The following is an 11,482-nucleotide window of genomic DNA, read 5'->3' as shown; positions in this document are numbered from 1 at the left end:
ACCACCCTGGAGAAGAAGCAGGCTGAGACCGGCGCCCTCACCGAGAAGGAGACCAAGGAGCTGGCCAAGGCCAAGGTCGACTACGAGAAGAACAAGGACGGCAAGTCGATCATGGGGCTCGACAAGCCGCTCATCGACCTGAAGAACCCGGGCATCCTCTCCATCCCCCTCGGCTTCATCGCCGCCATCCTCGGCTGCCTCGCCTTCCCGAGCCGCCGTTCCGAGGAGATGTTCGACGAGCTCTACGTCCGCCAGAACACCGGCATCGGCATCGCGAAGGCGGTCGACCACTAACAATCGCCGCAGATATGCTACAATCGGGGAAGGTTCGCCTTCCCCGTTTTTTTGTCTCTTCACACTCCATGGCAGGAGGTTCCAGCGCCAGATGCAGACCGCAGCCCAGAACCCAGCCAACGACATCCTGAACCGGGTGCGCGACTTCGTCCGCTTTCTGGATCGGGACGAGATCGTCAGCGTCCTCTCCGCCGTACGGGATGAGATCGTCCGCGAGATGGAGTCCGTCCGGGAACTCTCCGACCGGAAAGAGAGACTCCTCTCCGACGCCGGTTCGGCAGCGGAGTACAGCCGTCTGCGCTCGATTCACGACGAACTCAACGCCCTGGAGATGGAACGGTTCCTGCGGATCAACTCGGTGTCGACCCTCCACGCCAACTGCACCGAATACCGGGATCGGCTGGCCGGCCGGGCGTTGCAGCTTGTGGAAGGGGAGATGAAAAATGCGGGGAAGGGGGAGCCACCGCGTCCCTATGCCCTCTGCAGCATGGGAAGCGACGGCCGTGCCGAGCAGACGCTCATCACCGACCAGGACTACCTGATCGTGTACGGCGATGGGGGTGGAGAGGCGACCGACGAATGGTTCCGGGAATTTTCGGAGCTACTGGTGGAGCGGATGGCGGAAATCGGCTTCAAGAAATGCACCGGCGACATCATGCCATCGAATCCGACGTGGCGGGGGTCCCTCGCCCAGTGGAAAAGGAAGCTCCTGGCCATCGTCCGCTACGAGTACGAAGACTACGCCAAGAACCTCATGGACCTGATCGTCCTCTCCGACGCCCGCTTCGTCTCGGGCGACCGGGAGCTGGCGGACGCCCTCACCTCCACCATCCGCTCCCTGGAGCAGGATTACTTCCAGGTGTTGTGGGGGATGGCCAAGGCGGCCACGGAAATGAAGCTCGCCCTCGGCTTCCTGAAACGGCTCTGGACCGAAGGATCGGGGGAGCACAAGGGGGAATTCAACCTGAAGCTTCTCGCCTGGGCCCCCCTGGTCATGAACGTCCGGATCCTCTCTATCAACCAGGGGATACCGGCCACGAACACGGTCGACCGCATCGGCCTCCTCCAGAGGGAGGGGAGCTTCTCGGCAGCCTTCGCCCGGGGACTCGTCGACGCCTACGACGTCCTCACGAAGCACCGGATTCTTCTCCAGATCAAGGTGATCAAGGGGATCCAGGACAGCTCCTACTATCTGAACCCCTACACCCTCCCCCCCGACGAGCGGGAAGCGATCCGCCAGGCGCTATTGAGGATCGAGGACCTCCAGCGGACGATTCATACGAATTTTTCGATCATGTGAGGACGCTTCCCCTTACCCTTGTTTCGCTCCCCGTCCCTGTGCTACAAGGTGTAGACATTCGCCAACAAGGAGCCCAGACCATGCCCATCGCCACAAAGATCGCCGGTTATATCTCCAGGTCGTCCTGGATCAGAAAGATGTTCGAGGAGGGGGAGCGGCTGCGCCGGATTCACGGAGCGGAAAACGTCTTCGACTTCACCATCGGCAATCCGGACGTGGAGCCTCCGCCGGAGTTCCAGGAGGAATTCCGCCGGCTCGCCGCGCATCCGGTTCCCGGCATGCACCGCTACATGAGCAACGCCGGCTACCAGGAGACCCGGGCGGCCGTGGCGGAGGTGCTCACCGAGGCGGCCGGCTTCGGTGTCGGGGCGGAGCACGTGGTGATGACCTGCGGGGCGGGGGGGGCGCTGAACGTGGTCCTGAAGACAATCCTCAACCCGGGGGAGGAGGTGATCATCCTCACCCCCTACTTCGTGGAGTACAAGTTCTACATCGACAACCACGGCGGCGTTCCGGTGGAGGTCTGGACCGACCGGACCACCTTCCAGCTGGACCTGGACGCCATCGGGGCGGCCATCACGAGAAAGACCCGGGCGATCATCATCTGCTCACCCAACAACCCGACCGGCGTCATCTATCCGGCCGAAAGCCTCGAAGCCCTCGGCCGGCTCGTGGCGGCAAAGGAACGGGAATTTGACCGGCAGATCTACGTCATCTCCGACGAGCCTTACGCCCGGATTGCCTACGACGGCAAGCACGTCCCGAACATCTTCCGGTACGTCAAGAGCTCGGTCATCGTCACCTCCCACAGCAAGGACCTGGCCCTCCCGGGCGAGCGGATCGGCTATCTCGCCGCCAACCCCCGATCGCGCAACGTGGAGCAGTTCATGGAGGGGGCCATCTTCTCCAACCGCGTCCTCGGCTTCGTGAACGCCCCGGCCCTCATGCAGCGGCTCGTGACGAAGCTCCAGCGCGCCTCCGTCGACATCGGCGAGTACCAGGCGAAGCGCGACCTCTTCTGCGACAACCTCACGGCCATGGGATTCGAGCTGGTGAAGCCCGATGGCGCCTTCTACCTCTTCCCCAAGTCGCCGATGGCGGACGACGTGGAGTTCGTGAAGCTCGCCCAGAAACACCTGATCCTCCTCGTCCCCGGCGCCGGCTTCGGCGCGCCGGGCTTCTTCCGGATCGCCTACTGCGTCGACAGGGGGATGATCGAGCGGAGCCTTCCCGCCTGGCGGGCGCTGGCGGCGGAGGCGGGGCTCAAGGGGTAGCCGGCTCGACCCATTGTTACATCCGTGCAAATTATGACCGGATTTGTGCCGCAGAACCAAGCAGTTACGTCAAACCTGAAACTCTTTGCCTTGACTTGGCCCGTCAGCCTGCGATATTCTGCGGGAACTTTCAGAACATATATCGCAGCAACTGCCTGAACCTTGCCGTAGATACACGATACTACTAAACCATCCGCGAGGATGGGACGGAAAGCCTACAGGGTCTCACCGAGACAGCCGGGTCGCCGAAATATCTCACGATATTGAAGCACCCGGCTTCTTTGCTTTCCGGGACAGGCAGAAGGAGGAATCCATCATGACCATCAACAAAAAAATCCAGGAAATGGCCGTCTTCATCGAATTTCTCGTCGGCTCGGGCCTCGCCATCTTCTTCCACACGGTGCTTAACAACGAACAGGCCGCCTATGTCATCTTCGCCATCGGGATTCTGCTCTCGCTCGTGACCTACCTGGTGCGGGAGGATATCGCGAAAAGCCGGGCGGACCTCCTCGAACAGTATCGGCAGGTCCACGAGATTCCGTTCGCCCTGGCCCAGATCGCCGACCCCGAGTGCCAGGCCAAGGCCCACGAACTGATCGCCGGCGCAAAGAGGACCATCACCTTACTCCAGCAGGGCTTCATCCCTCTCGACGAGACGGAATTCTACCACGAGGGGGCCAAACTGTCGGACCAGGCCACCCGCCAGATCAAGGCCGTGGACCCGCTGACACCCGGCTGGTGGTCGCGGGGAGCGCTCCTCAACCTCTACCAGGCGAACCTGCGCGCCCTCGACCGCGGCGTCCGGATCACCCGGATCTTCGTCCTGAACCGCGAGGAGCTCCCCGACCCCGAGGTCCAGAAGGTGCTGCTCGCCCAGCACCGTGGCGATATCGGCGTCCGGGTCGCCTTTCGCGACGAACTCCCCGCCACGAACGACATCATCGGCCGGGACACCAACTGCTCCTTTGACTTCGCCATCTACGACGACCGGGCCGTGACCGAGGTCTTCGCCCATCCCGGCAAGCACTTCGGCAGGAAGACCGCCCAGCCGTCCGAGGTGGCCAGGTACCAGCACCTCTACGAGCTGATCGAGCACAGCGCCCACCCCCTGACCGTCGAAGGCGACCGGGTCATCCTCGCCTCCGACGCCATCACCCTGGCATCGTAACGGCGCAACGGCCGTCCGAACAGGAAAGGCCGTAACCTCGCTGCAGGTTACGGCCTTCCGTCAACATCGCGCTTTTCCTCTTCGTCCTATTTCTTTCCGAGGGCCTCCAGCATCGCCGCTCCCATCTTCGTCGGGCTGGTGGAGACCACCACGCCGCATTCGGAGAGGGTGCGGATCTTGTCCTCGGCCTTCCCCTTGCCGCCGGTGATGATGGCGCCGGCATGCCCCATCCGTTTGCCCGGGGGGGCGGTGACCCCGGCGATGAAGGACGCCACCGGCTTTTTCATGTTCTCCTTGATCCAGTACGCCGCCTCTTCCTCGGCGCCCCCCCCTATCTCGCCGATCATGAAGACCGCCTCGGTATCCTTGTCGTCGTTGAAGAGTTTCAGGACGTCGATGAACTGCATCCCGATGATCGGGTCACCCCCAATGCCGACGCAGGTCGACTGGCCGAGCCCCGCCTCGGTGATCTGCTTCACCGCCTCGTAGGTGAGGGTACCGCTGCGGGAGACAACCCCGATCTTTCCCTGCTTGTGGATGTAGCCGGGCATGATCCCCACCTTGCATTCGCCAGGGGTGATGACGCCGGGGCAGTTGGGTCCCACGAGCCGGGTCTTCGATCCCTGGATGACCCGCTTCACCGGCACCATGTCGCGCACCGGGATCCCCTCGGTGATGCAGACCGCAAGCTCCAGCCCGGCGTCGACCGCCTCCAGGATGGCGTCGGCTGCTGCGGGAGGGGGAACGAAGATCATGGAGACGTTGGCGCCGGTGTACCGGACCGCCTCGTCCACGGTATTGAAGACCGGGATCCCCTCGATGTGGATCCCCCCCTTCCCCGGGGTGACGCCGGCCACGATCTTGCTCCCGTAATCGCGGCACTGCTGGGTATGGAAGAGGCCGCTGCGGCCCGTGATCCCCTGGACGACTATCTTCGAGTTCTTGTTGATGAGTATGGACATGTGTGATCTCCGTGCGTTGTATTGTAGGGGCAAACCTTGTGTTTGCCCTGAATGCGGGCGATCACAAGGATCGCCCCTACGGTCACCCTACCCCAGCATCTTGACGATCCGCTCCGCCCCTTCGCCCAGGCTGTCGGCGGTCTGGACGTTGAGCCCCGATTCCAGCAGCAGATGCTTCCCCTCCTCGACCTTGCTCCCGTCCATCCGGACGACGATGGGGAGGGTGCAGTGGACCTCGGAGGCGGCCTCGATGATCCCCTGGGCGATGACGTCGCAGCGCATGATCCCACCGAAGATGTTGACGAAGACCCCCTTCACGTCGGAGTCCTCCAGGATGATCTTGAACGCCTCGGCCACCTTCTCGCGGGTGGCGCCGCCGCCGACGTCGAGGAAGTTGGCCGGCTCGCCGCCGCACTCCTTGAGGACGTCGAGGGTCGCCATGGCGAGGCCGGCGCCGTTCACCATGCAGCCGATGTTGCCGGAGAGCTTGATGTAGGAGAGATCATACTTGCCGGCGTTGATCTCCAGGGTGTCGAGCTGGGAATAGTCCATCATGTCGGGGTATTCGCGGTGGCGGAAGATGGCGTTGTCGTCGAAGTTGATCTTGGCGTCCATCGCCATGAGCCACCCCGCACGGGTAACGACGAGGGGGTTGATCTCCACGAGGGAGCAGTCCTTTTCGAGGAGCACCCGGTAGAGGTTGAGCATCAGCTCCACGCAGTCCTCGCAGAGGGTGCCGGAGAGCCCGAGGGCCAGGGCGATCTTGCGGGCCTGGTAGGGACGAAGGCCGGTGAAGGGATCGATGGTGAGGACGTGGATCTTCTCCGGCGACTTCTGGGCCACCTCCTCGATGTCCACCCCCCCTTCGGCCGAGGCGATGAGGCAGTAGCGGGAGGTGGAGCGGTCGAGGGTGATGGAGAGGTAGAACTCCCGGGCGATCTCCACCGCCTCCTCCACCAGAATCCGCCGGACCTTCAGCCCCTCGGGACCGGTCTGCGGGGTGACGAGCCGCTTGCCGAAGAGCTCCTTGCCGTAGTCCTGGGCCTGCTCCGGGTGATGGACCAGCCGCACCCCGCCGGCCTTGCCGCGCCCCCCCGCGTAGATCTGGGCCTTGATGACACAGCGTCCCCCCATCTCCTTGGCGGCGCGCTCGACCTGGTCGGACGTGAGCGCCACCCGCCCCCGCGGCACCGGTATGCCGTAAGAGCTCAGGATTTCCTTCGCTTGGTACTCGTGGATATTCATGCCACCCCCCTTTTAGTGGTAGTAAAGTTTTTTACGTATACCATAAAATAGAACGGATTGGTAAGACATTAATCAAGACTTTTCCCTCCCCGGCGGAGAAAGGAAAAAAAGCGGTTCGGCAATATGTTCGCTGCGGCAGACCGGGCATCGCCCCGGTTTCTTGACCCGTTCCCGCTTGTGGAACACGAAGCCGCATCCACGGCACTCGGCCGGAACGATGACCAGGCGACGCCCCTGCCGGTGCCGTCCGATCTCTTCCAGGTGGGCGTAGACATCCTTCTCGGAAATCCTCGCCAGATGCGAGAGTTCCCGCGCGGAACGGGGCTCCCCCTCTTCGAGGAGCAGCACGATCCGGTGGCGAACCGTATCGGGAGAGGGGGGAGGAACTGTGGGCTCCTTGGGCTTCATGGAGCTTCCTTACGGCCGGCGGCCGACAAAACAGTTTACAGGCCCGGTCAGCATCTTATAATAGTAGCAGATTATCGAACGGGAGGTAGCCGTGACCGGCACCGACGTCGACGGACTCATCAACCAGGGAATCAAGGCTGCCAACAGCGGTGATACGGCTTACGCCCTCGAATGCCTCGAACAGGCGGTGAAACTGCGGAGCACCCCCCGCGCCTGGACCTATCTCGCCTTCTGCCTCGCCAAGGAGCGGAAGCAGATCGACTATGCCATAAAGATCTGCGAGGAGGCGATCCGGAAGGACCCCCGCTCCTCCTCCCACTACCTCAACCTGGGGAGGATCAATCTGCTGGCGGGGCGGAGGACCGATGCGATCCGGCTCTTTCGGCAGGGGCTCCTCTACGAGAGAAACCTCCAGATCGAGGCGGAGCTGCGCCGTCTCGGCCTGCGCAAGCCGCCGGTCATCGGGTTCCTCGGACGCGAACACCTTCTCAACAAGTATCTCGGCATCATGCTGACGAAGCTGCGGCTCAGGTAGCGGCTGAAGGGGGGGCACCATGGTCAGGTATCTGGAGATAACGAGCAGGGGACGGACCGAGCTCATCGACATCACCCGCCTCGTGCAGGAGCAGGTGCGGGATTCCGGAGTCCGCAACGGCACCTGCCATCTCTTCGTCCTCCACACCACCGCCGGCATCACCGTCAACGAGGGGGCCGACCCGGCGGTCCACCGGGACATGACCTCGTTCCTGAACCGGCTCGTCCCGGTAGACCACTTCTTTACCCACGTCGAGGGAAATTCCGACGCCCACATCAAGTCGACCCTGACCGGCACCTCCCTCACCCTCTTCGTCACCGACGGAAAGCCCCTCCTCGGCACCTGGCAGTCGGTTTACTTCTGCGAATTCGACGGTCCGCGACAGCGCAGGGTTGCTGTAAAGATAACCTCCGACGCCTGAACACCCGCCCCGCCTTCGTGCTGCAAGAACCTCACCTGTTTTCCGGTGCGACGGGTGTAAAGTTTTTCTCACCCATGCCGATACTATAATTACGGCAGCGACCCACCACGCGCCTCTCACCCCGGAACCGGAGGAGTACGAAGGAGTGCCCCACTCTCCCTTTTCCCTCATAGCCGCCGGGTTTTTCCTCGGAGGAGTCGCGGGGTTCGCCATGCACCGCTCGGACTTCTGCATGGCGGGGGCATTCCGGGACCTCTTTCTCTTCCGGCGCACCGTCATGCTTCGCCCGCTGCTCCTCCTCGTGGTGGCGAGCATGGTCATGTTCGAGGGTGCCCGGATTGCGGGGGGACTCCCCGTCTATCCCTTCCCCCTCTTCGCCCCCCCGTCGGCGGCCAACCTGGCGGGGGGATGCCTCTTCGGCATCGGGATGGTGCTGGCGGGAGGCTGCGTGGCAGGGACCCTCTACCGGATCGGTGCCGGAAGCATGACAGCCGTTGCCGCCCTGGCCGGGCTGGTGACGGGAAGCACCCTGTATGCGGCGGCGATCCACCCCTGGTGGAAACGGTTCGCCGACGCCACGACGATGCCCGGGCTCGACACAACCATCCCCCGACTTGTCGGCGTGGAGCCGTACCGGCTGATCATCCCCATCGCCTCGGCAGCGGCGCTCCTTTTTCTGCGCTGGCGGCGGGAAGGGCTCTGGACCCGGCCCGCGGCAGCCGAGGGGTATTTGCAACCGTGGAAAGCGGCGCTGCTCCTTGCTGCCGCCGGTCTCCTTTCCTCCCTCGCCACCGCCATGCCGCTCGGCATAACCACCTCTTACGCCAAGGCGGGGGGGTGGCTGGCGTCGTTCTGGGCTCCCGCATGGGTCGGGGGGTCCGCTTATTTCCGGGCGCTTCCCCTTGACCTCACCGGTGTCACCCCCCTGGGGGGAGTGCCGCTGCGGGGAGGGCCGGCGCCGGTCATCGATGCACTGACCCTTGTCCAGGTTCCGGTCATTGCCGGCATCATTGGCGGCAGCGCGCTTTCGGCACTTCTTCTCGGCGAGTTTCGTCTCTACGTCAGAATTCCCCTTCGCCAGTACCTCTCGACCCTGACGGGGGGGATCATTATGGGGCTCGCGGCCCGGATGGCACCATCGTGCAACATCTGGCACCTGGCAGGGGGGTTGCCGATCCTGGCGTGGCAGAGCATCCTCTTTACCGTCGGCCTCTTTCCCGGGGCGTGGCTGGGGGGCATGCTCCTCACCCGGCTCGTCATGGGGCGCCAGTTTCGAGAGGGTACAACGTATGGAAACGATCGAATACGACATCCGGGGGCAGGTCTGCCCCTCCACCCTCCTGACGGCCCTCAGGGAAATCAACCGGCGCAAGGGCGAGCTCCGGCGGGGGGAATGCCGACTGGTCTTCCTGACCGACAACCGGGATTCAACCATCACGATTCCCGAGACGGTCAGGAGCATGGGGTACCTCGCCCGGGTGGTGAAGGAGGCGGGGCACTACGTCGTGACCGTCGGCCGGATCGGATAGACGGGGAGATCGTCATGGGATTCAGAAAATTCATGGAAACAGTTCTCGGCGACCCGTTCGGGACCGCCGAGATCCGGCGGCTCACGAAGGAAAACGCGGAGCTCGCCGAGAAGAGCCGGAAGGCCATCGCCTACATCCGCGACAAGACGAACCAGCTGCTGACCACCATCGGCACCCTCCCGCTGCGGCACGAGGAACTCGACGACACGAGCCTCATCGAGACCGATCCCATCGGCATCGTCTGCCAGTCGTTCGAACAGATCCTCGAACACCTTCAGGAGATGAACGGCGAACTGAAGCTGGCCCATGATGAGATCCAGGGGGTATTCGACTCTGCCGGCGCGGCGATCCTCGTCCTCGACGACACCATGGGGATCCAGGCGTTCAACTCCCGGGCGCGGGATATCTTCGCCCATGACTGCGAAGATATCCGCGGCAGGAGGTGCGCGGACCTCATCTGCCACAGAAACATCCCCCTCCAGGAGTGCCTGTTCAACAGGATCATGCAGAGCAGGCGTTCCGAACAGCTGAACGACCTGGAGTGCCAGGGACGCTGGTTCAACGTGAGTGGTTCTCCGATCAGGGACCGCTTCGGCGACGTAAAGCAGATGGTGCTCGTCTACACCGAGATTACCGAGCAGAAACGGATGCTGGAGGCGCTCCGCGAGAAGGAAGGGATCTATCGGCTGATCCTGGACAGCGCCGCGGATCTCTTCCAGAGCATCGCCCCCGACGGGTCGATCCTCTACGTGAACCGGGCATGGCGCGACACCCTCGGCTACTCGGACGACGAGACTGCGCTCCTCTCGGTATTCGACATCATCCACCCCGACTCCCGTCCCCACTGCCGGGAACTGTTCATCCGCCTCCTCCAGGGGAGCCGTCCCGAGCAGACCTCCATGACCCTCGTGGCCAAGGACGGCCGCCCCGTGCCGCTGGAGGGTTCGGTTTCCTGCAGTTTCCGCAACGGGAGACCCTACGCCACCTGCGGCATCTTCCACCCCCCGCCGTCCGGCAGGCCCGCAACGGAAGCCAACAACCCGTCTCCCGCCGTAACGCACGGTGCCTGAGCGCGGTATGGTCCCCACGGCCGAGAACGGCTCCGCCGCCGATCGGTTCTTCACCCATGCTCCCGGCACGGTGATCCGCTACCGGATCCGGGGCACCGGCCCCGAGCAGGTGGTCTTCGTCCACGGTTTCGCCGCCGCCCTCACCACCTGGGACGACATCGTCCCCCTCTTTCCTCCCGACCGTTTCACCCTCTACCTCCTCGACCTCAAGGGGTTCGGCTTCTCGTCCAAGCCGCGCCGGGGAGCCTACGGGCTGGAGGAACAGGCCGCCGTGCTCCTCTCCTTCATGGAAGCGATGGAGATCGACGGGGCCACCCTCGTGGGACACTCCCTCGGCGGGGGGATCGCACTCCTGGCCCTGCTCATGGCGATGGACGGGGGGCGGGAGCGGCTCGTCTCCCGGCTTGTCCTGATCGACGCCGCCGCCTACCCCCAACAGCTCCCCCGATTCATGCGCTGGCTGAAGATCCCGCTGATCGGCCGGCTCGGCATGGCGGCCGTGCCGCTCAGGTACCTCGTCGTCGCCTCGCTTCGGGCGGTGTTCCACGACGAGCGCGCCATCACCCCCGAACGGATCGGGCGCTACGAAAACTGCTTCGGCCGGCGCGGCATGCCGCGGGTGCTGATCAGGACCGTCCGGGCCATCGACCGTGACGGATACCGCGCCATCACGGATCGATTCGGGGAGATACGGATACCGACGCTCATCGTCTGGGGAAAGGAGGACCGGGTGGTGCGCCGGGAGTACGGGATTCGTCTGCGGGAGGCGCTGCCGGAGGCGCGGCTCGCGGAGATCGAGGGGTGCGGCCACAACCCCCACGAGGAGCGGCCAAACGAAACCTTCTCGGCGATAATGGAGTTTCTGGAAGGAAACGGGTGAGGTGAAAACCGGGGGGGACTATGATTTTTCGTGGAGCTCGGCGAGGAAATGCCGGTAGGCCTCTTCTCCGGCGATGAACTTCATGATCTTTATCCCCATGCCGCTCTTTTTGACCAGGTGGATCATCTGGGGGGGGACCTTCTTGGTCCAGCGGACCATCCCCTCCAGAAAGACCGAGTCGTCGCCGGGAAGGGTCAGCTCGATCTGGATGCGGGTCCCCGGCGTGCAGAGGTTGGTGGTCTTGATGAAGAGGCCGTGATCGGAAACGTCCTCGGTGAAGGCGAGACGGCTCGGCGAGTCGGTGCCGAACCGGAGGGAGAGCCGCTTCTTGTGTCTCCTGATATCGCGTTTTTCCGCCATGTCCCGTCCTTTCCCGGAGTTTATGAGAAGACGGGC

12 protein-coding genes, 2 pseudogenes and 1 riboswitch are annotated in these 11,482 nt (G+C 63.7%); of the genes and pseudogenes, 10 read left to right on the top strand and 4 right to left on the bottom strand.

Annotation, left to right across the window (positions count from 1 at the left end; genetic code table 11):
- From M6689_RS08315 to M6689_RS08300, 4 genes and pseudogenes are all read left to right on the top strand, one after another.
- A pseudogene (locus M6689_RS08315) lies at positions 1 to 294 on the top strand (cation acetate symporter); the annotation flags it as partial.
- 91 nt (positions 295 to 385) lie between these two features.
- Positions 386 to 1,594 carry a putative nucleotidyltransferase substrate binding domain-containing protein gene (locus M6689_RS08310; RefSeq protein ID WP_298270153.1) on the top strand — a complete coding sequence of 403 codons (1,209 nt, stop codon included), beginning with the start codon at positions 386 to 388 and terminating at the stop codon, positions 1,592 to 1,594.
- 80 nt (positions 1,595 to 1,674) lie between these two features.
- Complete coding sequence (locus M6689_RS08305; protein WP_298270151.1) at positions 1,675 to 2,868, top strand: pyridoxal phosphate-dependent aminotransferase; 1,194 nt, start codon at positions 1,675 to 1,677, stop codon at positions 2,866 to 2,868.
- A gap of 173 nt (positions 2,869 to 3,041) precedes the next feature.
- Positions 3,042 to 3,118: riboswitch (cyclic di-GMP riboswitch) on the top strand.
- A 66-nt stretch (positions 3,119 to 3,184) separates the two neighbouring features.
- A complete protein-coding gene (locus M6689_RS08300) occupies positions 3,185 to 4,036 on the top strand; it encodes a hypothetical protein (protein ID WP_298270149.1) in 852 nt (283 codons plus the stop codon).
- Between the two features lie 86 nt (positions 4,037 to 4,122).
- On the opposite strand, the gene sucD is transcribed toward M6689_RS08300, so the two are convergent.
- From sucD to M6689_RS08285, 3 genes are all read right to left on the bottom strand, one after another.
- On the bottom strand, positions 4,123 to 4,998 hold the full coding sequence (gene sucD / locus M6689_RS08295; RefSeq protein WP_298270147.1) for a succinate--CoA ligase subunit alpha: 876 nt from the start codon (positions 4,996 to 4,998) through the stop codon (positions 4,123 to 4,125).
- A gap of 87 nt (positions 4,999 to 5,085) precedes the next feature.
- Positions 5,086 to 6,243, bottom strand: a complete 1,158-nt coding sequence (sucC, locus tag M6689_RS08290; protein WP_298270144.1) for an ADP-forming succinate--CoA ligase subunit beta — start codon at positions 6,241 to 6,243, stop codon at positions 5,086 to 5,088.
- 72 nt (positions 6,244 to 6,315) lie between these two features.
- The gene (locus M6689_RS08285) at positions 6,316 to 6,651 is read right to left on the bottom strand and encodes a transcriptional regulator (RefSeq protein WP_298270142.1); all 336 of its coding nucleotides are present in this window, start codon (positions 6,649 to 6,651) and stop codon (positions 6,316 to 6,318) included.
- A gap of 91 nt (positions 6,652 to 6,742) precedes the next feature.
- Between M6689_RS08285 and M6689_RS08280 the strand changes: the two genes are divergently transcribed.
- The 6 genes and pseudogenes from M6689_RS08280 (at position 6,743) to M6689_RS08255 (ending at position 11,086) form a co-directional block, all read left to right on the top strand.
- Positions 6,743 to 7,186 (top strand): tetratricopeptide repeat protein, encoded by a 444-nt coding sequence (locus M6689_RS08280; RefSeq protein ID WP_298270140.1) that lies wholly within the window; start codon positions 6,743 to 6,745, stop codon positions 7,184 to 7,186.
- Positions 7,187 to 7,205: 19 nt separating this feature from the next.
- Entirely contained in the window at positions 7,206 to 7,607 is a 402-nt protein-coding gene (locus M6689_RS08275) for a secondary thiamine-phosphate synthase enzyme YjbQ (RefSeq protein ID WP_298270137.1), read from the top strand.
- A 211-nt stretch (positions 7,608 to 7,818) separates the two neighbouring features.
- A pseudogene (locus M6689_RS08270) lies at positions 7,819 to 8,778 on the top strand (YeeE/YedE family protein); the annotation flags it as partial.
- Positions 8,779 to 8,896: 118 nt separating this feature from the next.
- Positions 8,897 to 9,136 (top strand): sulfurtransferase TusA family protein, encoded by a 240-nt coding sequence (locus tag M6689_RS08265; RefSeq protein ID WP_298270170.1) that lies wholly within the window; start codon positions 8,897 to 8,899, stop codon positions 9,134 to 9,136.
- A gap of 14 nt (positions 9,137 to 9,150) precedes the next feature.
- Positions 9,151 to 10,206, top strand: a complete 1,056-nt coding sequence (locus M6689_RS08260; RefSeq protein WP_366949738.1) for a PAS domain S-box protein — start codon at positions 9,151 to 9,153, stop codon at positions 10,204 to 10,206.
- A 7-nt stretch (positions 10,207 to 10,213) separates the two neighbouring features.
- Positions 10,214 to 11,086 (top strand): alpha/beta hydrolase, encoded by an 873-nt coding sequence (locus M6689_RS08255; RefSeq protein ID WP_298270134.1) that lies wholly within the window; start codon positions 10,214 to 10,216, stop codon positions 11,084 to 11,086.
- Positions 11,087 to 11,104: 18 nt separating this feature from the next.
- Here M6689_RS08255 and M6689_RS08250 read toward each other — a convergent pair whose 3' ends face one another.
- Entirely contained in the window at positions 11,105 to 11,446 is a 342-nt protein-coding gene (locus M6689_RS08250) for a PilZ domain-containing protein (RefSeq protein WP_298270132.1), read from the bottom strand.
- Positions 11,447 to 11,482: the final 36 nt, after the last annotated feature.

The sequence above is a fragment of the Geobacter sp. genome (assembly GCF_027327745.1).
In the GTDB taxonomy this organism is placed as follows: Bacteria; Desulfobacterota; Desulfuromonadia; order Geobacterales; family Geobacteraceae; genus Geobacter.
The sequence above is the reverse complement of the archived record's forward strand: the minus strand, read 5'-3'. Positions and strand labels throughout refer to the sequence as shown.

What these genes read in the sequence shown, in the direction of transcription:
- M6689_RS08310 (WP_298270153.1), top strand. Translation starts at nt 386, where the DNA reads ATGCAGACCGCAGCCCAGAACCCAGCCAACGACATCCTGAACCGGGTG.
- M6689_RS08305 (WP_298270151.1), top strand. Translation starts at nt 1,675, where the DNA reads ATGCCCATCGCCACAAAGATCGCCGGTTATATCTCCAGGTCGTCCTGG.
- M6689_RS08300 (WP_298270149.1), top strand. Translation starts at nt 3,185, where the DNA reads ATGACCATCAACAAAAAAATCCAGGAAATGGCCGTCTTCATCGAATTT.
- sucD (WP_298270147.1), bottom strand. Translation starts at nt 4,998, where the DNA reads ATGTCCATACTCATCAACAAGAACTCGAAGATAGTCGTCCAGGGGATC.
- sucC (WP_298270144.1), bottom strand. Translation starts at nt 6,243, where the DNA reads ATGAATATCCACGAGTACCAAGCGAAGGAAATCCTGAGCTCTTACGGC.
- M6689_RS08285 (WP_298270142.1), bottom strand. Translation starts at nt 6,651, where the DNA reads ATGAAGCCCAAGGAGCCCACAGTTCCTCCCCCCTCTCCCGATACGGTT.
- M6689_RS08275 (WP_298270137.1), top strand. Translation starts at nt 7,206, where the DNA reads ATGGTCAGGTATCTGGAGATAACGAGCAGGGGACGGACCGAGCTCATC.
- M6689_RS08265 (WP_298270170.1), top strand. Translation starts at nt 8,897, where the DNA reads ATGGAAACGATCGAATACGACATCCGGGGGCAGGTCTGCCCCTCCACC.
- M6689_RS08260 (WP_366949738.1), top strand. Translation starts at nt 9,151, where the DNA reads ATGGGATTCAGAAAATTCATGGAAACAGTTCTCGGCGACCCGTTCGGG.
- M6689_RS08255 (WP_298270134.1), top strand. Translation starts at nt 10,214, where the DNA reads ATGGTCCCCACGGCCGAGAACGGCTCCGCCGCCGATCGGTTCTTCACC.
- M6689_RS08250 (WP_298270132.1), bottom strand. Translation starts at nt 11,446, where the DNA reads ATGGCGGAAAAACGCGATATCAGGAGACACAAGAAGCGGCTCTCCCTC.